At 64.6% G+C, this 20919-nt stretch carries 17 protein-coding genes, 1 tRNA gene and 1 other RNA gene; 15 read left to right on the forward strand and 4 right to left on the reverse strand.

The genetic code is table 11. The features are described from left to right. Positions 1 to 105: 105 nt before the first annotated feature. Positions 106 to 1521 (forward strand): MFS transporter, encoded by a 1416-nt coding sequence (locus tag AC5WEY_RS06780; RefSeq protein WP_057477200.1) that lies wholly within the window; start codon positions 106 to 108, stop codon positions 1519 to 1521. Beyond that, positions 1518 to 2264 (forward strand): 3-hydroxybutyrate dehydrogenase, encoded by a 747-nt coding sequence (locus AC5WEY_RS06785; protein ID WP_495645204.1) that lies wholly within the window; start codon positions 1518 to 1520, stop codon positions 2262 to 2264. The genes AC5WEY_RS06780 and AC5WEY_RS06785 overlap by 4 nt, the downstream gene beginning before the upstream one ends. 280 nt (positions 2265 to 2544) lie before the next feature. Here the strand turns inward: AC5WEY_RS06785 and AC5WEY_RS06790 are convergent. Further along, a tRNA-Ser gene (locus AC5WEY_RS06790) sits at positions 2545 to 2632 on the reverse strand. A 95-nt stretch (positions 2633 to 2727) separates the two neighbouring features. On the opposite strand from AC5WEY_RS06790, the gene ffs reads away from it, so the two are divergent. Beyond that, positions 2728 to 2822, forward strand: an RNA gene (gene ffs / locus AC5WEY_RS06795) — signal recognition particle sRNA small type. A 55-nt stretch (positions 2823 to 2877) separates the two neighbouring features. Beyond that, complete coding sequence (locus AC5WEY_RS06800) at positions 2878 to 4164, forward strand: aspartate aminotransferase type Ic (protein ID WP_495645205.1); 1287 nt, start codon at positions 2878 to 2880, stop codon at positions 4162 to 4164. Between the two features lie 54 nt (positions 4165 to 4218). Here AC5WEY_RS06800 and AC5WEY_RS06805 read toward each other — a convergent pair whose 3' ends face one another. Further along, positions 4219 to 5736 (reverse strand): DHA2 family efflux MFS transporter permease subunit, encoded by a 1518-nt coding sequence (locus AC5WEY_RS06805; RefSeq protein WP_495645206.1) that lies wholly within the window; start codon positions 5734 to 5736, stop codon positions 4219 to 4221. A 105-nt stretch (positions 5737 to 5841) separates the two neighbouring features. Here AC5WEY_RS06805 and AC5WEY_RS06810 point away from each other — a divergent pair, with 105 nt between their 5' ends. After that, positions 5842 to 6513, forward strand: coding sequence for a TetR/AcrR family transcriptional regulator (locus AC5WEY_RS06810; protein WP_495645207.1), 672 nt, complete (start codon positions 5842 to 5844; stop codon positions 6511 to 6513). 173 nt (positions 6514 to 6686) lie between these two features. Beyond that, positions 6687 to 7931: a lipase family protein gene (locus tag AC5WEY_RS06815; RefSeq protein WP_495645546.1), complete on the forward strand. Its 1245-nt coding sequence runs from the start codon at positions 6687 to 6689 to the stop codon at positions 7929 to 7931. A 25-nt stretch (positions 7932 to 7956) separates the two neighbouring features. Here the strand turns inward: AC5WEY_RS06815 and AC5WEY_RS06820 are convergent, their stop codons facing one another. Continuing rightward, a complete protein-coding gene (locus tag AC5WEY_RS06820) occupies positions 7957 to 8286 on the reverse strand; it encodes a YnfA family protein (RefSeq protein ID WP_495645208.1) in 330 nt (109 codons plus the stop codon). 106 nt (positions 8287 to 8392) lie between these two features. Here AC5WEY_RS06820 and phoU point away from each other — a divergent pair, with 106 nt between their 5' ends. The 7 genes from phoU to AC5WEY_RS06855 all read left to right on the forward strand — a co-directional run bounded on the left by phoU (position 8393) and on the right by AC5WEY_RS06855 (position 17072). Further along, entirely contained in the window at positions 8393 to 9046 is a 654-nt protein-coding gene (phoU, locus tag AC5WEY_RS06825; protein WP_495645209.1) for a phosphate signaling complex protein PhoU, read from the forward strand. A gap of 37 nt (positions 9047 to 9083) precedes the next feature. Then, the gene (locus AC5WEY_RS06830; protein WP_495645210.1) at positions 9084 to 9887 is read left to right on the forward strand and encodes a transglutaminase-like domain-containing protein; all 804 of its coding nucleotides are present in this window, start codon (positions 9084 to 9086) and stop codon (positions 9885 to 9887) included. A 35-nt stretch (positions 9888 to 9922) separates the two neighbouring features. Next, positions 9923 to 11155 (forward strand): hypothetical protein, encoded by a 1233-nt coding sequence (locus AC5WEY_RS06835; RefSeq protein WP_495645211.1) that lies wholly within the window; start codon positions 9923 to 9925, stop codon positions 11153 to 11155. Between the two features lie 5 nt (positions 11156 to 11160). Next, positions 11161 to 11595, forward strand: a complete 435-nt coding sequence (locus AC5WEY_RS06840; protein WP_495645212.1) for a hypothetical protein — start codon at positions 11161 to 11163, stop codon at positions 11593 to 11595. Between the two features lie 73 nt (positions 11596 to 11668). Beyond that, on the forward strand, positions 11669 to 12244 hold the full coding sequence (locus AC5WEY_RS06845) for an HhH-GPD-type base excision DNA repair protein (protein WP_495645213.1): 576 nt from the start codon (positions 11669 to 11671) through the stop codon (positions 12242 to 12244). 53 nt (positions 12245 to 12297) lie between these two features. Then, the gene (locus AC5WEY_RS06850) at positions 12298 to 14691 is read left to right on the forward strand and encodes a helicase-associated domain-containing protein (RefSeq protein WP_495645214.1); all 2394 of its coding nucleotides are present in this window, start codon (positions 12298 to 12300) and stop codon (positions 14689 to 14691) included. Between the two features lie 44 nt (positions 14692 to 14735). Then, positions 14736 to 17072 (forward strand): DNA polymerase III subunit gamma and tau, encoded by a 2337-nt coding sequence (locus tag AC5WEY_RS06855; RefSeq protein ID WP_495645215.1) that lies wholly within the window; start codon positions 14736 to 14738, stop codon positions 17070 to 17072. A 12-nt stretch (positions 17073 to 17084) separates the two neighbouring features. Here the strand turns inward: AC5WEY_RS06855 and AC5WEY_RS06860 are convergent, their stop codons facing one another. Then, positions 17085 to 17321, reverse strand: a complete 237-nt coding sequence (locus AC5WEY_RS06860; RefSeq protein WP_495645216.1) for a hypothetical protein — start codon at positions 17319 to 17321, stop codon at positions 17085 to 17087. A gap of 234 nt (positions 17322 to 17555) precedes the next feature. On the opposite strand from AC5WEY_RS06860, the gene AC5WEY_RS06865 reads away from it, so the two are divergent. Both AC5WEY_RS06865 and AC5WEY_RS06870 read left to right on the forward strand, forming a co-directional pair. Further along, positions 17556 to 18767 carry an acetyl-CoA C-acetyltransferase gene (locus AC5WEY_RS06865; RefSeq protein WP_495645217.1) on the forward strand — a complete coding sequence of 404 codons (1212 nt, stop codon included), beginning with the start codon at positions 17556 to 17558 and terminating at the stop codon, positions 18765 to 18767. Positions 18768 to 18776: 9 nt separating this feature from the next. Beyond that, entirely contained in the window at positions 18777 to 20912 is a 2136-nt protein-coding gene (locus AC5WEY_RS06870; RefSeq protein WP_495645218.1) for a 3-hydroxyacyl-CoA dehydrogenase NAD-binding domain-containing protein, read from the forward strand. Positions 20913 to 20919: the final 7 nt, after the last annotated feature.

Consider the following 20919-nt stretch of genomic DNA (forward strand, 5'->3'; position numbering starts at 1 on the left):
GCTCTTGCGCCGAGAAACATCTGCACCAATACTCAGAGCAACCCCACTGCATGTGTGGTCTGTCACAGACACGAGGATGCAGTGCCGAGCAACACAGGAGAGAACATGAGCGTCGATCAGCCGCTGACCGAACGACCCGAACCGGATCCCGATGCCACGCCCGCAGGCCTGAAGAAGGTCGTCGGCGCATCGATGGCCGGCACCATCGTCGAGTGGTACGAATTCTTCCTCTACGGAACCGCGGCGACGTTGGTGTTCAGCAAGATCTTCTTCGCTGCCGGAACCAGCGAGCTCGACGCTATCCTCGCGGCCTTCGTCACCTACGCCGTCGGCTTCGTCGCCCGGCCGTTGGGCGGCATCGTCTTCGGCCACTACGGCGACAAGTACGGCCGAAAGAAGTTGCTGCAGTTCAGCCTCGTCCTCGTCGGCGGAGCCACGTTCCTCATGGGCTGCCTCCCGACGTTCGAGGCGATCGGCTACTGGGCACCGGCCCTTCTGGTGACGCTCCGCTTCATTCAGGGCTTCGCCGTCGGCGGCGAATGGGGAGGCGCGGTTCTCCTTGTGGCAGAACACAGCCCGAACAAGTCTCGCGGCTTCTGGGCCAGCTGGCCGCAGGCCGGCGTGCCCGCCGGTAACCTGCTCGCCACCGTCGCACTGCTCGTCCTGACGACCACCCTGTCCGACGAAGCCTTCCTCAGCTGGGGCTGGCGCGTCGCGTTCTGGCTCTCCGCTGTCATCGTTTTCGTCGGCTACTACATCCGCACCAAGGTCTCCGACGCCCCGATCTTCCTCGAGGCACACAAGCAGGCCGAGGTCATCAAGGCCGCGTCGTACGGCGTCTTCGAGGTCGTGAAGCGTTACCCGCGTGGCGTATTCACCGCGATGGGCCTGCGCTTCGGTGAGAACGTCATGTACTACCTCGTCGTCACCTTCTCCATCACGTACCTCAAGGTCGAGGTGGGCACCGACACCAGCACGATCCTGTGGTGGATGCTGATCGCCCACGCGATCCACTTCTGCACGATTCCGTTGGTGGGCAGGCTCGCCGACCGCATCGGTCGTCGCCCGGTCTACTTTGCCGGTGCGCTCACCGCGGCAACGTGGGGCTTCTTCGCGTTCCCGATGATGAACAGTGGACACAACGTCGTCATCCTGCTGGCCATCATCATCGGTCTTATGTTCCACGCCTTCATGTACGCCACACAGCCGGCCATCATGGCCGAGATGTTCCCGACGCGGATGCGGTACTCCGGAGTGTCCCTCGGCTACCAGGTCACCTCGATCGTCGCCGGCTCGTTGGCCCCGATCATCGCGGTCAAGCTACTGGACATCTACGGCTCGTCCGTGCCGATCGCGGTGTACCTGGCCGTGGCCTGCGCCATCACCGTGGTTGCCGTCATCGTAGCCAGGGAGACAAAGGGATTGGCGCTCGAAAGCATCGACATCGCCGACGCCAAAAATCTGGCCACCGAGGCCGAGCTGGCCAAGGCCGGCCTGCTCGATCAGAATGTGAAGCAGTGACAGACCTGACCGGACGCTCCGCCCTCGTCACCGGGGGAGCGTCCGGCATCGGGGCCGCGTGCGCGCGTGAGCTCGCCGGCCGCGGTGCCCGCGTCACCGTCGCCGACGTGAACGACGTCGCCGCAAAGGAATTGGCGTCGGAGATCGGCGGTGAGGTGTGGTCGGTGGATCTGCTCGACACCACCGCGCTAGACGACCTGAAGTTGGACGTCGACATCCTCGTCAACAACGCGGGCATTCAAACCGTCGCACCGATAGTCGACTTCGACCCCGGCGCATTCCGTCGAATTCAGACGCTGATGGTCGAGGCTCCGTTCCTGTTGATTCGTGCGGCGTTGCCTGGGATGTATGCCCGCCGGTTCGGCCGGGTCATCAACCTGTCGTCGGTGCACGGACTGCGGGCCTCGGAATTCAAGGTCGCCTACGTCACCGCGAAGCATGCACTGGAAGGCCTGTCGAAAGTGACGGCCCTCGAAGGGGCAGCCCACGGAGTGACGAGCAACTGCGTCAACCCGGGATACGTCCGTACGCCACTGGTGGAAAAACAGATCGTCGACCAGGCCAAGGCGCACGGTATCCCCGAGGACGAAGTACTCGAAAAGGTGCTGTTGACCGAGGCTGCGATCAAGCGACTCGTCGAACCTGCCGAAGTCGCCTCACTGGTGGGGTGGTTGACCTCGGAGAACGCAGGCATGGTCACCGGGGCGTCGTACACCATGGACGGTGGTTGGTCGGCTCGTTAGGTTCGGTGCCGCCCGCTCCGCTGCGCCCCCCACTGTGCCCGCCACTTTGGGCACCACTTTGGGATCAATGTGGATTTCAGTCGCTCAGATTGCAACAATGCCGCATTCATTCGGATCGGGTCGCCGCCCGTCACCGAATGAATGTGGCTTTGTTGCACTCAGACGGACTCGAACGCCCATTGATCCGAACCAGGGGACCGGACGTGAACGAGGTGGCGGCAGGCGGATTGCCTCACCCCGAACAGCAAGAAGCCCCCGTGACATGTCACGGGGGCTTCCTTGGCGGAGGATAGGGGATTTGAACCCCTGAGGGCGTTAACCCAACCCGCGTTCCAGGCGAGCGCCATAGGCCACTAGGCGAATCCTCCGTGGGGGAGCTTACCCGGTTACCCCCACCATCTCCCAAATCGGGAGGCGCGAAGGGTGGTGATGCGTTGCCCGACGGGAGGCGGCTACACTTCCTGATGGATCCCGCGCGGCGCGCATCCTGTGAACTCCCCCAGGGCCGGAAGGCAGCAAGGGTCAATGGGCTCTGCCGGGTGCGCGGGGTCCCCTTTATTTTCAGCGACACTGACACTGTCCGGGGAACCCCGTCACCGAGAGGCCGCTCCGCATGCCAGCGCAAACCCAGTTGGGTCTGATGAACCATGAGGAGCTCGCCTCCGAGCACGAGCGGCAGAGCGCGAAGTACACGCAGCTCAAGTCCGAGAACCTGAAGCTCGATCTCACTCGCGGTAAGCCTTCTCCCGAGCAGCTCGATCTCGCTGCCGAGCTGTTGACACTCCCCGGCGCGGACTACAAAGACGGCAACGGCACCGATTGCCGCAACTACGGTGGCCTCGCGGGTCTGCCGGAACTGCGCGCCATCTTCGGTGAACTGCTCGGAATCCCGGAGAAGAACTTGCTTGCCGGCAACAACGCAAGCCTCGAGATCATGCAGGACCTGGTGGTCTGGGCGCTGCTGCACGGTCTGCCGGATTCCCCTCGTCCGTGGTCGGCCGAGCCCAACGTTCGCTTCCTCTGCCCAGCTCCCGGCTACGACCGTCACTTCGCGATCACCGAGAGCTTCGGCATCGACATGATCCCGGTTCCGATGGGTCCCGACGGTCCGGACGTGCACGAGATCGCCAACCTGGTCGCGTCGGATCCCCAGATCAAGGGCATGTGGGTGGTGCCGAACTACGCCAACCCCACCGGTGCCGTCTACTCGGAGGACGTCGTTCGCGCGCTGGCCACCATGCCCGCCGCAGCACCCGACTTCCGCCTGTTCTGGGACAACGCTTACGCGGTACACCCGCTGACCGAAGAGTTCGCGCCGTCCTACGACGTCATCGGCATGGCGGCCGAGGCCGGTTTCCCCAACCGTGCGTTCGTGTTCGCGTCGACGTCGAAGATCACGTTCGCCGGTGCCGGCGTCAGCTTCTTCGGCAGCTCCGAGGAGAACCTCGCCTGGTACCAGAAGCACCTCGGCAAGAAGAGCATCGGCCCGGACAAGCTGAACCAGCTTCGGCATCTGCGTTTCTTCGGCGACGCCGAGGGCGTGCGGGCCCACATGGCCAAGCATCGCGAGATTCTGGCCCCGAAGTTCGCTCTGGTGCAGCAGATCCTCGAGGATCGGCTCGGTGCGTCGAAGATCGCGTCGTGGACCGAACCCAAGGGCGGTTACTTCATCAGCCTTGATGTGCTCGAGGGCACGGCTGCGCGGTCTATCGCGCTGGCCAAGGATGCCGGAATTGCTCTGACGGCCGCCGGCTCGGCCTTCCCCTACGGAAAAGATCCGGAAGACAAGAACATTCGCCTCGCCCCGAGCTTCCCGTCGCTCGGTGAGCTGGAGAAGTCGATGGACGGCGTCGCGACCTGCGTATTGCTGGCCGCGACGGAGAAACTGCTCGAAAGCTAGTGGTGCGGTTGGGTGCCGCGGAAGGCACTCAACCGCACCACTGCGCGTAGCGCACTAATGCCCGACGACAACCGCACCTTCGGGGGCGGTGGGCAACGGTCCCTTCTTCAGGAGCGTGGCAGACAGCACCGCGCCGAGTAGGAAGATGCCCGACGCCCACCAGAAGGTGGTCGTGTAGCTGGCGATCTCGGCATTGGCCTGCAGCAGAGCCGCATCGGTTGCCGTTGCCATGTTGGAGCTGACGTAGCTGGTTGCCGCGTTGGCGGCGACGGTGCTCAGCAGCGCCGTGCCGATCGAGCCGCCCACCTGCTGCATCGTGTTCACCGTGGCCGACGCGACGCCGGAGTCGTCCGGGTCGACGCCTGAGATGGCTCCCTGCATGGCCGGTGCCATGGTGGCTCCGAGTCCGAGGCCCATGATGACCAGGCCGGGCAGGATGTGGGTGACGTAGTTGCTGTCGATGTCGATCTGCGTCAGCAGGCCCATTCCGATCGATGCCACGACCAGGCCGGTCGTCATCAGGATCCGGGGTCCGAAGCGGGGCAGGATCAACGCCGTCGACAGCGTCGCGGTGAGGATGAGCGACGCGATCATCGGCATGAACGCGAATCCGGTGGTGATGGGCGTGTACTTCAGCGTGTTCTGCAGGTAGTACGTCAGGAACAGGAACACCGCGAACATGCCTGCGCCGGTGACGAATACAGCGAGGAACGATCCCGCACGAGTGCGATTCAGAACGATCCGCAACGGCAACAACGGGTGTTCGACGCGCATCTGGATGGTCACGAACACCGCGAGCAGTACGACACCGGCGGCGAGGAACCCCAGGGTGACGGGATTGCTCCAGCCGTCGGACTCCGCGTGAGCGAAGCCGTAGACGATGGAGAACAACGCGGCCGAGACGGCGATCGTGCCGGGGATGTCGAGCTTGGGTCGGACGTCGACCTTGTGCTTGGCCAGGAACAGGAAGCCGCCGACGAATGCGAGCGCGGCGAAGATCAGGTTGACGTACAGGCTCCAGCGCCAGTTGGCCCACTCGGTGAGCATGCCGCCGAGCAGCAGGCCGAGAGCGCCGCCGCCGCCGGCGATGGCACCGAAGATGCCGAATGCCTTGGCGCGTTCCTTCGTGTCGGTGAAGGTGGTGGCCAGCAGCGACAGAGCTGCAGGCGCGAGAAGGGCACCGAACAGGCCTTGACCGGCGCGGGCTGCGACGAGCATGCCGAAGTTGACGGCTGCGCCGCCCACTGCGGACATCAGTGCGAAGCCGACGAGTCCGATGAGGAACGTGTTGCGGCGACCGAAGAGGTCGCTCAGGCGGCCGCCGAGGAGCAACAGGCTGCCGAAGGCGAGCGCGTAGGCGGTGACGACCCAGGAGCGGTCGGCGTTGTCGAAGCCCAGGTCGAGCTGGGCGGCGGGGAGTGCAATGTTCACGATGGTCGCGTCGAGCACGACCATGAGCTGAGCCAGTCCGAGCGTCGCGAGAATCAGCCAACGATTCCGATGCGCACGCTCGTCGACCGGCGACGTGGTCGACGTGGCGTCGCCCACGTTCTCCGATGAAAGGGTGGTCATAGTGTCCTCGGTTCGACTATGCGGAGGTGTACCCTCCGGTTGTAGAGCAAAGGTAGCAGCTAAGTGGAGGACTGTCCTCCGCTTATCGGGTGAAACGGACATCGAATGAGTGTGAGAGCGGACACAGCGGCATCGAAGCCCCTACGGGCCGATGCCGAACGCAATCGACGTCGCATCGTGGATGCGGCCCGTGAGCTGTTCGCTTCGCGCGGTATAGACATCACCCTCGACGACGTCGCAGCCCACGCCAAGGTGGGCGTCGGTACCGTCTACCGGCGCTTCTCGTGCAAAGAGGAATTGATCGACGGCGTGTTCGAGCAGCGCCTGGAGGGCATGCTCGCCAGCGCCGAACGTGCCCTCGACACCGACGATCCGTGGGATGGGCTGGTGGGTTTTCTCTCCGATGTGTGCGAGCAGATGGCCTCTGATCGAGGCCTCGGCGATGTGGTTCTCGGATCGGACGAAGGCTGCCGCGGCATCGCAGAGGTGCGCCGACGGATCGACCCGTTCTTCGCGAAAATCGTCGCTCGCGCCTTGGAATCCGGTCAACTGCGGTCCGATGTTGCGGTGACCGATTTCTATCCGGTGCTGGGCATGATCGGCTCGACTGTCGAGTTCTCCAGCCATATCGATCCCGCGAATTGGCGTCGGTACTTCACCGTGTTGCTCGACGGGCTACGCGGCGACTCGGTGCCTCGAACCGCGCTTCCCGGGCGTCCCTTCACCGACGACGAAGTGGACACGGCAAAGGCCGCGATGCATCACCGTCGCCGCTGACGGTGAGCAATCCAAAGTAGCTCTATGCGTTGTGTGACGCATCACGTAAGGTGCGTCACGATAAGTGCTACACGGGGTAGCGCTCACTTGAAGACAAGTGATCGACGTTGGGGGTTTCCAAGGTGCGGTACAAGCGCGTGTTCGGTTCGGCTGTCGCAGTAGCGGCAGTGTTCATGGGGGTGACGGCACCGACCGTGTCGGCAGCACCGTCGACGGGTTCGACCGTCGAGTCGGATTTCTACATACCACCGACCCCGCTGCCCGCCGGCGCGCCGGGTGACGTGATCCGTTCGGAGCCTTCGCATCTCGCTCTGTCGGTCCCCGGAATCGGTGGCCCGCTGCCCGGTGCCGCTACTCGAATCATGTACCGCAGCACCGACTCGAACGACGCGCCCAATGCCGTGACCGGCACCTACATCGATCCTGCCGCGGAATGGACCGGCCCGGGTCCGCGTCCGCTCGTCGTGCTCGCGCCGGGAACTCAGGGCCAGGGCGATCAGTGTGCCCCGTCGAAGATGCTCAACAACGTCATCACCTACACCCCGCCGCTCGGCTTCATGGTCGAGTACGAGGTACTCGCCGCGTATTCGCTGCTGTCCCAGGGGTACGGCGTCGTCATCACCGACTACGAAGGTCTCGGTACGCCCGGTGCGCACACGTACGTCAACCGCGCCTCGGAAGGGCACGCTGTGCTCGACGCGGCTCGCGCGGCCCAGAAGTTGCAGGGCACCAAGATTTCCGGCGACGGCCCGGTGGCCGCGTACGGCTACTCGCAGGGTGGCGGAGCTGCCGCTGCCGCAGCGGAACTCGCGCATGACTACGCACCCGAGATGAACCTCGTCGGTACCTATGCGGGCGCACCGCCGGCCGATCTGAAGGCGACTCTCGAGCAGGTCGACGGCACCATCCTCACCGGCGTGATCGGGTACACCCTCAACGGTCTGCTCAATTCGGACCCCGGTCTGCGGCCGATCGTCGACGACAACATCAACGACGCAGGCAAGGCCATGCTGAATTTGGTGGCGAATCAGTGTGTCGGAGAGACGATTCTGAATGTCGGGTTGCACCGCACCAACGAGTACACGAAGACCGGAGAGCCGCTGTCGGTGGTGCTGGACAGGCTGCCCGTCGCTCAGGAGATTTTGGCCAAGAACAAGATCGGTGAGCGGACACCGAACGCTCCGGTGCTGATCCAGTCCGGTACGTCCGACGATATCGTGCCCCACGGACAGGCCGTCGGTCTTGCCGGCGACTGGTGCGGCAAGGGTGCCGCCGTGCAGCTGAGCTCCGCGCAGGTTCCGGCAATTGTTCCGGGATCCGGTGCAGGACATCTGATTCCGGACATCTTGGGCCTCGGCGAGGCGCAGAACTGGATCAAGGACCGTTTCTACGGAGTACCCGCACCGTCGAACTGCTGATCTGCTGAAGTACGGCCCGTGCGAATCAACGCGGGCCGTACATGATCACTGCGACGCCGATCAATGCGATCGTCGCGCCGGTGAGGTCCCAGCGGTCGGGCCGAAAGCCGTCGAGCACCATCGCCCAGAGCAGCGATCCCGCGACGAACACTCCGCCGTATGCGGCGAGGATCCGGCCGAAGTTGGCGTCGGGTTGCAGGGTTGCGACAAATCCGTACGCGCCGAGGGCGAGCACCCCGGCTCCGGCCCACAGCCATCCCCGGTGCTCGCGGATTCCCTGCCACACCAGCCAGGCTCCGCCGATCTCGAACAACGCTGCCACCGCAAAAAGCATGACCGACTTCACAACGTTCATATCGTGAAGACTCCCACAGCCGAGTTCAGGTGTAGAAGGATGCTGTGCGGGGTAACACCTGCACGCCCGCAGTTCGGGTGCTATGAGCGGTAGGGGTTGATTTTCAATGCGGGACAGCTATGCGGAAGCGCTGGACTTGCTGGCGTCGGACCTGTCCGAAATGTCGAGAATTGCAGAGAAAGCAATGGAAGACGCCACCCGGGCATTGCTGACGGCAGACATCGTTCTCGCCGAGCAGACCATCGAATACCGCGAGGAGATCGACACACTCGCAGTCGAATGGGAGCACGGGGCATTTGGCTTCCTGGCCCTGCAGGCACCCGTTGCACACGACTTACGTCGCGTCGTCTCCGGCATCAACATCGTTGCCGATCTGCAGCGAATGGGCGGCCTTGCCGTACATATCGCCGAACTGGCTCGTCGCCGCCACCCCGCGCATGTGCTGCCGCCCGAGGTCGAGGGCGTGTTCGAGCAGATGGGCCGAGTCGCCGTCGCGCAGGCCGAAGCGACGCAACGCGTGCTGGAAACCCGAGACGCCGAACTCGCCGCGAGTTTGCGCGTTCAGGACGAGGAAATGGACGAACTGCACCGCAGCCTGTTCATGCTGACATCTTCATCCGACTGGCCGCACGGCGTGCCCGCTGCAGTGGACATCACGCTGCTCGGCCGGTTCTACGAGCGCTACTCCGATCACACGGTCGAGGTCGCCAAGCGGGTCATATTCCTGGTGACCGGCGAACGTCTCACCGACGAGTCATGATCTGCGCGAACGGCTCGGAGATGGCAGGATCAGCACGATGAAACGTGATGTCTCCGCGTACCTCGATGTCGACGTGACCGAGGCCAGCACCCTCGAATTCCAGATCGCGATCGCACCGCATCCAGGAACCGAAGTGTGGGAAGCGCTCTCGTTCACTCTCGATGGTCAACCGGTCGAAGCGCAGGAGATCAGCGGCGCGCACGGCACTCGTATCCACAAGCTGTACGCCGGAGTCGGCAAGCTCGAGGCGTCGTACTCGGCAACCATCTACGGCAACACCGAGCCGGCCCCGGTCTCCGATTACGATCTTTCGCTGTACCTGCGGCCCAGCCGTTACGCCGAAGCAGACAAGTTCTTCGGCTTCGCAGCAACCGAATTCGGTTCCTACCCGCCGTCGGAGAAGTTGCTGTCCGAGGTGTCGTCCTGGGTCGGTGCGCGGCTGAGCTACGTGCCGGGGAGCAGCGATCCCATCGACGGTGCGGTGGACACCCTGCTCGCGGGTGCTGGAGTGTGCCGCGACTACACGCACCTCGTGGTGGCTTTGCTTCGGGCGGTCAACGTCCCGGCTCGCCTGGTAGCGGTGTACGCGCCGGGCTGCGATCCGATGGACTTTCACGCGGTCGCCGAAGCATTCGTCGAAGGCCAGTGGCGAGTGGTGGACGCGACCTGCCTCGCGCCGCGATCGACTTTGGTCCGTATCGCCACCGGACGGGACGCTGCCGACACCGCATTCCTGGACAACCACGGTGGTTCGATCATCCTCAACAGCGCTGTCGTCGGAGCCGTCGTCGACGGCCCATTGCCCTTCGACGACATCACTCAGCTGGTGTCGATCACCTGACGTCTGGTCCAGTTGGGCCGCATTAGGCTGCAGCCGTGCGAATCTCTCTGCGGCGTGGTGGTGTCCGGACCGATGGGGTGGTCGCCGGCGTTGTCGTAGCCGTTGGTGTCGTTGCCGCAGGTCTCACTCACCAGCCGATGGGGCAGTCAGGGTTGGGCTATCTCAGCGAGCCTGTCGAATACCCCGTCGACATACCTGGGTGCGAGTCCGTGGAGCCGCCCGAGGAAGAGCAGTTCTACGGGGTGCTGACCACGGGCCAGGAGGATTACGACAACCCCGCCTACCCGTGGCTGACGTCCAAAAAGGCGAACGCTATGTCGATCGCGGTGCGCGAGGCCCTACCCCCTCGAGTCGGCATCGTGGACGGTCCGTCGTATCGGTTCGGGGGCGATCCGCTGGTCTTTCAACCCGTAGCCAGCGCGGACGCCGAATACGACCCCGGCACCTCCGCTGACGGGGTTGTCTCTCGCGACGGCGTCGAAGGTTCGCTGACGGTCAACGTCACCCGCATCGCCGACGGGCCCAAGCCATGTCAGGCGGGATGGCTCGATGCCCGCGAAACTCTTCCCGACGGAACCGTCGTCGACATCAGGGACACCTGGGATGAACTCGACGGAGATCGCTCCCACTCCAATATCGTGCGCGTGTACGCACGTGATGGGTCCGTCGTCGTCGCGTCGTCCTCGGACCGGAACGCCGACTACGAGTCCACCGGTTCCGTGCCACTGTCGATCCAGGAGTTGCGAGTTATTGCGCTGCGGCCGGAATTGCATTGGTCTACAACGGTTCCGGGTGAAACGCCTCCGCTCCCGATTTCGTGTGACACCAATTCCGAGGGCGCAGGGCAGTTCTCGTCTCAGGCCGTCGATCGACTCAACGCCTCGCTCGACGACTTCTGGCAAGCGGCCGAGATTCCGGTGGAACTCGACAGACCGCTCGGGTCGATGCGGACCTCCCCCTCCGGATCGGCCGGAGCGTGCGGAGCCGTGAAGGTCGGCGACGGCACCCTGTCGATCAGGGTCATCGATGCGGACTATGAACCTGCCCAGGAGCCGTGGGGTGCGTTGACATTGCCGGACGGTTCGCAATTTCGTGATGACAACCCGGGTGCGAGCGTGACGACTCTCGACGGGGACCCGATCGATGACGTCACGTTGATCAAACCGTCGGGCACCCGGGTGGAGGTGCAGATCGCTTCTGCCGCAACGATTCTGGACCGAGCAGTGTTACAGGCAATCGCGTTGGCGGTAGCCGGATCGGTCGACTGAGAATCGTGATCTTCATAGCCGGCTTCATGATCGTGGTGGTGGTATCGATTGCGGCCGTTCGTCCACGTGACGGCCTTTCCAGGGCCGCCGTCATGCTGGTGTGGCTTCCTCTCGGCATTGCTTTCCTGACCGTCTGGGTGTTCAGCCATCGGTGGGCAAACCAATCAGGTTGTCGCGAAGCCTTTCCTGAGCATTTCGGGTACCGTCCACCGGATTTCGAGGTGGCGCCCTTTCCCGTCGTCGACCGGCAGTCTTGGTGGCCTCTCGGTCGAGAATGCATCGGCCGCGACTCGGACACCGGCATGGTTGTTGTCGAGCACACTGGCTGGGTTACAACCGTGATCGTGTATCCAGCCCTGATCTGCGCGGTGGTTGCACTGGCTATCGTCGTAGTGAGAATGACGGCTCTCGAACTGCGCGCCGTCTGTGGGCGGTCGTGAGCTCGTCGCACCACTGCACAGCTCCTCGGGGGAATCGTTATCGGTGTGGACGTTGCATGGCAGGATCGTGGCTATGTCTCGCACACTGCACCTCGTCGGCGATCCAGAGGCCGATGCACTGCTCGCCGAGGATCCGTTCGCGCTGCTGATCGGCATGTTGCTCGATCAGCAGGTACCGATGGAATCGGCGTTCGCCGGCCCGAAGAAGCTCGTCGACCGTCTCGGTGATCTGAAAGTCGACACCGTCGCCGACGCCGATCCGGACGAATTCGCGGCATTGTGTGCGCAGACTCCGGCCGTCCATCGGTTCCCCGGATCGATGGCCAAGCGCATTCAGGGGCTAGCAGGATTTCTGGTCGAGAACTACGACGGGAAGCCGCAGGAGATCTGGACCCGCGAGAACCCCGACGGTGCCGAGGTGCTGAAGCGTCTCAAAGCTCTCCCCGGATACGGCGACCAGAAGGCGCGCATCTTCCTTGCGCTGCTCGGCAAGCAGATGGGCGTCACACCCGACGGGTGGCGAAAGGCGGCCGGAGCCTACGGCGACGAGGATGCGCGTCGATCCATCGCCGACGTCGTGGACGAGAAATCCCTGCTCGAGGTGCGTGAATTCAAGAAGGCAGCGAAAGCGGCAGCCAAGAACAAGTAAGTCTGTCGGTGCCCGGCGGTACGTTCGGCAGAACTTTCACCGGGGGGTAGAAAATGACCAAGGGTAGTGGGACGTACGAGGAGTGGCTGGCCTCGCTCGACGAGGACGAATTGATCGGTCTGCTGCGCCGCCGACCGGATGTGGCCACCGACCCTCCGCCGCGCTCGTTCGGATTGCTCGCACAGTTGCTCGGCTCACCGTGGCGAGTGGCGGCCCTGCCTCGAAAACTCGATCGCGGTGCGCTGGATCTGCTCGAATTGTTCGCCCTCATGGGCGATCTCAGTCGAGCCGAGGTCGGTTACTGGACCGGTGAGGGGACGGCGAACCAGTCGCCGGACATCGATGCCGCGCTGGCCGAATTGATGTCCTTCGGTCTGATTCGGCCGAACGTCACCCCGGGATCGGACACCGTCGAATACCGTCCCGTCGATCTGTCCGGGGTATTCTCGCATCCGTTCGGACTGGCTCTGCGGCAGCGAAAGTTGTTCTTGCGCTGCGCCGTCGAACAGGATCGGTTGGCTCTGCTTGCCCGTCTGGGGATCGATCCCGGGCTCGACAGAACTGCACGCGCGGACGCGGTCGCAGCCGCAATGACCCCCGAACAAATCCGCGCCCTGCATGACGATGGCCCGGTCGAGATGCGAGAGATGTTGTCTCGCTTCGTCGATGGCAACCCGGTGTCGCTGATCTTCGATGTGCCGCCGACCGCGGGCACCGCCGCCTATGAACGGGGGCTGCTGTATCGACTGGACGGGCATCGCGTCGAGATGCCGTTGGAGGTGAGCATCGCGCTGCGAGGGCAGGGGTGGCGCTTGCCCATCGAACTCGCTGCGCCGATCTTTGCCACACGCGTGCTCTCGCAGGACGACGTACGGCGCACTCGTTCCATTGCCTTGCTGCAGTTCTGCGAGCACACGCAGGCGCTGCTGACGTCCGTCGATACCGACGGCTTGACGATGATGAAGACCGGTGGCATCAGCGCCAAAGAACTGCGTTCGCTGACCACTCGGCTGGGATTCGCCGACGAACACGACACCGCTCTGATGCTGATGCTTGCCCGTGAAGCCGGCTTGATCGCCGAGCGGGGGAAGGCCGGAGTCGCATTGACCTCGGCGTACGAAACGTGGTCCACCAGTGCGCGAGCCGAGCAGGCGGCCGTGTTGCTGGCAGCCTGGTGGTGTTCGCCGTTCACCCCCACCCACCGGGTGCCGCGAAGCTCGCAGAAGACCGTGCCGGTACTCAAGAAGATGCTCGACGATCCCGCGGCCGCAGACCTGCGCTCAACCGCGCTGATGGCGCTTCTGCGACAGGATGGTGCCGACGATCGGACGACAGTGCTGCTGGGTCCCGACGAATTCGCCCGCTACCTCGACTGGCACATTCCCGTTGTCTCGACGAGCGCCGGCGCAGGTCATGTAGGTGCGCTCTGGACCGAGGCCACTCGACTCGGGGTGCTGGCCGACGGTGCGCCCACCGATCTGTGCAGCATCCTGACGGAGTTTCCCGTCGGCCGGGACGGCGATCGCAGTCGGATCGCCGCGGCCCTGACGGACCAGCTACAGGACATGGCCGACCGGGTGCCGTTCTCGGTGCGGTTGCTGCCCGATTCCACGGCAGTCGTCACCGGACCTCCCAGCACCGAGGTGGCGTCGATACTCGGCGCGGCCGCGCAGCCGGAATCGCGGGAGGTGGCGTCGGTGTGGCGGTTCACCCCGGCGACGATCCGCAGCTTCTTCGACACGGGCGGCACCGGTGACGAGCTGATCGAGGCCCTGACCGGTATGGCCGAGGGCGACGTCCCCCAAGCGCTGGCGTACACGATCAAGGATTGTTGGCGCACGTACGGCGCACTCGCCGTGCGAAGGATTCCCTGCGCCATCGTCTCCCAAGACCAGGTACTGCTCACCACCATCGAGGAAGACGAGGCCTTGGCGGTGCTCGAGTTCCATCGCCTCGCGCCCACGGTCCTGATCAGTTCGGCAACACCGATCGACACGATCGCGGTGCTTCGCAGGCACGGATACTCCCCGGTGCGGCACTCCGATACCGGGCAGCTCGAACTCGACAGCTCACCTCGGGTGCGCGCAGCAACCGCCCGGACGACGCAGCCGGCCGTCCTCTCTGCACGGCATCGACGCGATCCACGTGAGCTGGCACGGCTGCTGCGCACCGGCGACTCGGGCGGCGTCGACCAGGCTCGAGTACGAGCGTCACTGCAACATCACAGCCGGTTGCTGCCGAAGGAGCTCGATGTGTTGACCGACGCCGCAGCTCGTGGCACACCCGTCTCGATCGACTACCAGAACTCCAAGGGGGCCATCGTGCGGCACTCGATCTCGGATGCCCTGCAGGACGGCAACTGGCTCTTTGCGCTCTCGGATTCCACCGGTACCAGGGAGAGCTTCGCGATCATGAACATCAGAGCGGTCTCCACCGGCCCACGGTGACGCGCGATGCAAGTGTGTCCGTGGTCGCCGGTACCCTTTCGGGCGTGGCCCTCTACCGGAAGTACCGTCCAGCGACGTTCGCCGAAGTCGTCGGCCAGGAGCACGTCACCGAGCCGATCAGCGTGGCGCTCGATTCCAACCGAATAAATCACGCCTACCTCTTCTCCGGCCCGCGTGGCTGCGGAAAGACCTCCTCGGCGCGCATCCTCGCCCGATCGCTGAACTGCGCGGAGGGCCCGACCTCGACGCCGTGCGGAGTGTGCAACTCCTGCGTTGCACTCGCACCCGGCGGCCCCGGCAACTTCGACGTCGTCGAGATGGACGCGGCCAGCCACGGTGGCGTCGACGATGCCCGAGATCTGCGCGACAAAGCCGTGTACGCCCCGGCCGAATCGCGCTACGTCATCTTCATCATCGACGAGGCGCACATGGTGACCCCGGCGGGCTTCAACGCGCTGCTCAAGGTCGTCGAGGAGCCGCCGGAGCATTTGGTCTTCATCTTCGCGACCACCGAGCCCGAGAAGGTGCTCCCCACCATCCGCTCGCGTACCCACCACTACCCTTTCCGGCTGCTCGCGCCGTCGACGATGCGCGTTCTGCTGGAGAAGATCTGCGGCCAGGAACAGGTCCCGGTAGAGGACGCGGTCTATCCGTTGGTCATCCGCGCAGGCGGCGGCTCGCCCCGTGACTCGCTCAGCGTCATGGATCAGCTGCTGGCCGGAGCCGGGCCCGAGGGCGTCACGTACCCGCGGGCACTGTCGCTGCTCGGCGTCACCGACGTCGCACTCATCGACGAGGCCGTCGACGCATTGGCCGCGGGCGACGGCGGGGCGCTGTTCGGCACCGTCGACAAGGTGATGGACGCGGGCCACGACCCACGCCGCTTCGCCGTCGATCTTCTCGATCGGCTGCGCGATCTGATTCTGATGAAGGCCGTGCCCGACGCCGGTGAGCGCGGGCTGGTCGACGTGCCGGGCGACGTCCTCGAACGACTCCGTGACGAGGCGGACCTGCTCGGTTCGGCCACGCTGACTCGGTATGCCGAAATCGTGCACTCGGGTCTCGGTGAGATGCGCGGTGCCACAGCGCCGCGTCTGCTCCTCGAAGTGATGTGCGCCCGGATGCTGCTGCCCTCGGCCTCCGACGCGGAGTCGGCTGTGCTGCAACGACTCGAGCGGGTGGAACGGCGACTCGATGTGACACTCCCGGCAGGGGAGCAGGCAGCCGTCGCGCAAGCGGCGGCGGACCCGACGCGACCGCAGTTGCACGCCGCCGAGGAACCCGCGCCATCGAGTTTCACCCCGCCCAGTTCGGCACCGCCCAGTTCGACCGCGCCGACCAAGTTCCGGCGACCGTCTCAACGGCCTCCGGCTGCCGAAGCACCACCCGTGTCGGCACCGACATCACCGCCGGCTGCTCCAGCCCCCACACCTGTTACAGCGCCCGAGCCCGTTGTGGAACCGGTGCCTGCCGCACCAGCTCCGGAACCCGCCGTTCCGGAACCCGCCGCTCCGGAACCTGTCGCGACGCCCGAGCCGGCACCGACCCCCGAGCCCGCCCGAGAACCAGAGCCTGCGGCCGCCTCCGAACCAGCGGCGACACCGAATCCGACGCCTTCGGATTCCGTTGCAGCGCAGCCGAACAGCAGTTCAGCTGCCTCCGTGTCGCACGAGGATTTCCCGCCGGAACCGGAGGACGATTACGGCCCCGAACCGGAACCCGTATTCGAGCCGGAACCGGAACCTGCGGCAGCCCCTGCCGCGGCATCGAACGAGCCCGACGCGGCTGCGGTGCGTGCGGTGTGGTCCGAGGTGCGCACCAAGGTGCGAGACCGGAGCAGGACCGTCGAGGTGATGCTGTCCGGTGCCTCGGTACGCACCGTCGAGAACGGGACCATCACACTCGGCCACGATTCGGCACCGCTGGCGAAGCGCCTCGAGGAACCGCGCAACGCCGACGTCATTCGCGACGCCCTGCGTGACGTGTTCGGGGTGGAGTGGTCGGTGGTGTGTCTGGTCGGGGCGGCGGCCCCACCGGAACAGTCATCAGCAAAAAAAGATGAACCGGCAGCGAAACCCGCGTCGCTGCCGAAGTTCTCGAGGCCGAGCCAGGCAGGGGCTTCCCGTCCCACGTCGGACGGTTTCGGATCAGCGGGCGACGGTTCTACCGGCGATGCCGACATACCGATGCCCGAGGCACCGGATTATCCCGACGAGCCGGAGCCGGTAGGCCCTCCGCCACCGGAGACGCCGGAGGACGAAGAAGAGCTACTCAAGGCAGCGGCCGAGCCTGCCGATCCGACGGTTCGTCGCGACCCGGAGACAGTGGCGATGGAGCTGTTGGTCAGCGAACTGGGAGCAGTACCGCTCAAGGAGACCTGAGAGAAGAGCGATTCAGCCGACGGTGAGATCCTCGTTGTCGGCGAACACGAGTCGCCCGCTGTCCAATGCCACGGCCCATCGCCTGGCCACTGCCCACTCACGCGACGTGGTGTCGGCGGCCTGAACGCCGAAATCCTCGACGATCGCGCCCGTCTCGTAGGCGTCTCGCTCGGCCTTCTCGTCGGTGCCGGCGGCGCGAATGTGCACCTTGACGCGCGAACCCACGGTCAATTCGTTGTCGGTTTCCATGGTCGCTCTTCTTCCACGCTCGGTAAATCTGATCTATCGGAGTGTCCCACGCACGGGTCGTTCAAACCTGAACCGGATCGTCGGGTCATCTACAACGCTCGTTTCGGTCCTTACGTCGGATCTTCTCGCAGCCCTACTGTGGCATGAGCTGAGGTCTGCCATGGCCTCGCACCGATGCGGTCGGCCGCGACGGCGACCGCGAGAAGATCGAGTATCTGGAAGGAACTGCGCGCTGTGACTACAGAGGCATTCATTTACGAGGCCATCAGGACTCCCCGAGGCAAGGGAAAGAACGGCTCCCTGCATTCGGTGAAGCCGATTTCCCTGGTGACAGGCCTGATCGACGAGCTTCGTCGACGTTTCCCGGACATGGACGAGAACCGGATCTCCGACCTCATTCTCGGAGTGGTCTCACCCGTCGGAGATCAGGGTGCCGACATCGCTCGTACCGCCGTGCTCGCTGCGAAGATGCCCGACACCGTCGGTGGCTTTCAGCTCAACCGCTTCTGCGCGTCCGGCCTCGAAGCGGTCAACCTGGCCGCGCAGAAGGTGCGTTCGGGCTGGGACGAACTGGTCATCGCAGGCGGCGTCGAGTCGATGTCGCGCGTGCCGATGGGCAGTGACGGCGGCGCGTGGGCCATGGACCCCGTCACCAACTACGACACCTACTTCGCTCCGCAGGGCATCGGTGCCGATCTCATCGCCACCATCGAGGGCTTCACCCGCGAGGACGTCGACGCGTACGCCGTCCAGTCCCAGGAACGCGCCGCGGCCGCATGGTTGGGTGGCTACTTCGCCAAATCCGTTGTTCCGGTCACCGACCAGAACGGACTGCTGATTCTCGATCAGGACGAGCACATGCGTCCGGGCAGCACCGTGGAATCGCTCGGCAAGCTGAACCCGGCCTTCACCGGTATCGCGGCCATGGGCGGGTTCGACGACGTCGCGCTGCAGAAGTACCACTGGATCGAGAAGATCGAGCACGTCCACACCGGCGGCAACAGCTCCGGCATCGTCGACGGTGCGGCTCTCGTCCTGGTCGGTAGCGAGCAGGCAGGCAAAGACCTGAACCTGGTGCCGCGGGCCCGCATCGTCGCGACCGCGACCAGCGGTGCCGATACGACCATCATGCTGACCGGTCCCACCCCGGCGTCGAAGAAGGTTCTCGCGACCGCGGGCCTGACCGTCGACGACATCGATCTCTTCGAGCTCAACGAGGCGTTCGCCTCCGTGGTGCTGCGTTTCCAGAAGGATCTGAAGATCCCGAACGAGAAGCTGAACGTCAACGGCGGTGCCATCGCCATGGGCCACCCGCTCGGTGCAACCGGTGCCATGATCACCGGCACCGTGCTCGACGAGCTCGAGCGTCGCGGCGGCCGATACGCGTTGATCACCCTGTGCATCGGCGGCGGCATGGGCGTTGCCACCATCATCGAGCGAGTCTGAGGTAAAACGATGTCTGACAATATGATTCAGTGGGACCAGGACGCCGACGGCATTGTCGTTCTGACGATGGACGACCCCAACCAGGGCGCCAACACGATGAACCAGCTGTACAAGGACTCGATGGGTGCCACCGTCGATCGCCTCGAGGCCGAGGTCGACTCCATCACCGGCGTCGTGATCACCTCCGCCAAGAAGACGTTCTTCGCCGGTGGCGACCTGCACACCCTCATCTCCGCTCAGCCCAAGGACGCCCAGCGGGTGTTCGACGAGGTCCAGGAAGTCAAGGCTCAGCTGCGCCGTATCGAGAAGCTCGGTAAGCCGGTCGTGTCCGCCATCAACGGTGCGGCGCTCGGCGGCGGACTCGAAATCGCACTGGCGACGCATCACCGCATCGCGGCCAACGTTTCCGGTGTGCAGATCGGCTTGCCCGAGGTGTCGCTGGGACTGCTCCCCGGCGGTGGCGGTGTCACTCGTGTGACGCGACTGCTCGGCATCCAGACCGGCTTCATGTCGGTCCTGGCGCAGGGCACCCGGTTCCGTCCGGAGAAGGCACTCGAGATCGGCTTGATTCACGAATTGGTCGGCAGCATCGAGGAATTGGTGCCTACCGCCAAGGCGTGGATCAAGGCCAACCCCGAGGGTGGCGTCGCACCGTGGGATGTCAAGGGCTACAAGATTCCCGGTGGCACGCCTTCGAATCCGAAGCTCGCCCAGATCCTGCCTGCCTTCCCGTCCAACCTGCGCAAGCAGATCAAGGGCGCTCCGATGCCGGCTCCGCGCGCAATTCTCGCGGCGGCCGTCGAAGGTGCGCAGGTCGATTTCGACAATGCGTCGACCATCGAGTCGCGGTACTTCACCGAGTTGGTCACCGGCCTGGTGTCCAAGAACATGATTCAGGCGTTCTTCTTCGATCTGCAGGCGATCAACGCCGGCAAGTCTCGCCCCGACGGCATCGAGAAGACCACCTTCACCAAGGTCGCGGTTCTCGGCGCAGGCATGATGGGCGCGGGCATCGCGTACGTGTGCGCCAAGGCCGGAATCGACGTGGTGCTCAAGGATGTTGCCCTCGAGTCCGCGCAGAAGGGCAAGGCGTACTCCGAGGCCATCGAGGCCAAGGCGCTCTCGCGTGGCAAGACCACCCAGGAGAAGTCGGACGCTCTGCTCGCACGTATCCACCCGACCGCCGACGCCAAGGACGTCGAAGGTGCCGACCTCGTCATCGAGGCCGTCTTCGAGTCGGAAGAGTTGAAGCAGAAGGTGTTCCAGGAGATCGAGGACCTCGTCGATCCGACGGCGCTGCTCGGCTCCAACACCTCGACGCTGCCCATCACGAGCTTGGCTCAGGGCATCAAGCGTCAGGAAGACTTCATCGGCATCCACTTCTTCTCACCCGTCGACAAGATGCCGCTGGTGGAGATCATCCGCGGCGAGAAGACGTCGGATGCGGCTTTGGCCAAGGCATTCGACCTGGTGCAGATCATCAAGAAGACCCCGATCGTCGTCAACGACAGTCGCGGCTTCTTCACCTCTCGCGTGATCGGCACGTTCATCAACGAGGCCATCGCGATGCTGGGTGAGGGCGTCGAGCCGTCGACCATCGAGCAGGCCGGTCTGCAGGCCGGTTACCCGGCTGCGCCGCTGCAGCTTTCGGACGAGCTCACGCTCAACCTGATGCAGAAGATCCGCAAGGAAACCTACGACGCCATCAAGGCTGCCGGTGGAACCCCCCCCGAGGATCCGGCCGGCGAGGTCATCGACAAGATGGTCGACGAGTTCGAGCGTCCGTCGAAGGCCAAGGGCGCGGGCTTCTACGAGTACGAGGACGGCAAGCGCGCCGGCCTGTGGCCCGGACTGCGTGACGCCTTCAAGTCGGGTTCGGCGGACATCCCGTTCGAGGACCTCAAGGAGCGCATGCTGTTCATCGAGGCCATCGAGACGCAGAAGTGCTTCGACGAGGGTGTCCTGAACACCACCGCCGACGCCAACATCGGCTCGATCTTCGGCATCGGCTTCCCGGCGTGGACGGGCGGCGTGCACCAGTACGTCGTCGGCTACCCGGGTGGTCAGGCCGGATTCGTCACTCGTGCAGACGAATTGGCCAAGAAGTACGGCGATCGCTTCCAGGTTCCCGCCTCGCTGCGCTGACCCCATG

Source organism: Rhodococcoides sp. S146-33 (genome assembly GCF_059489205.1).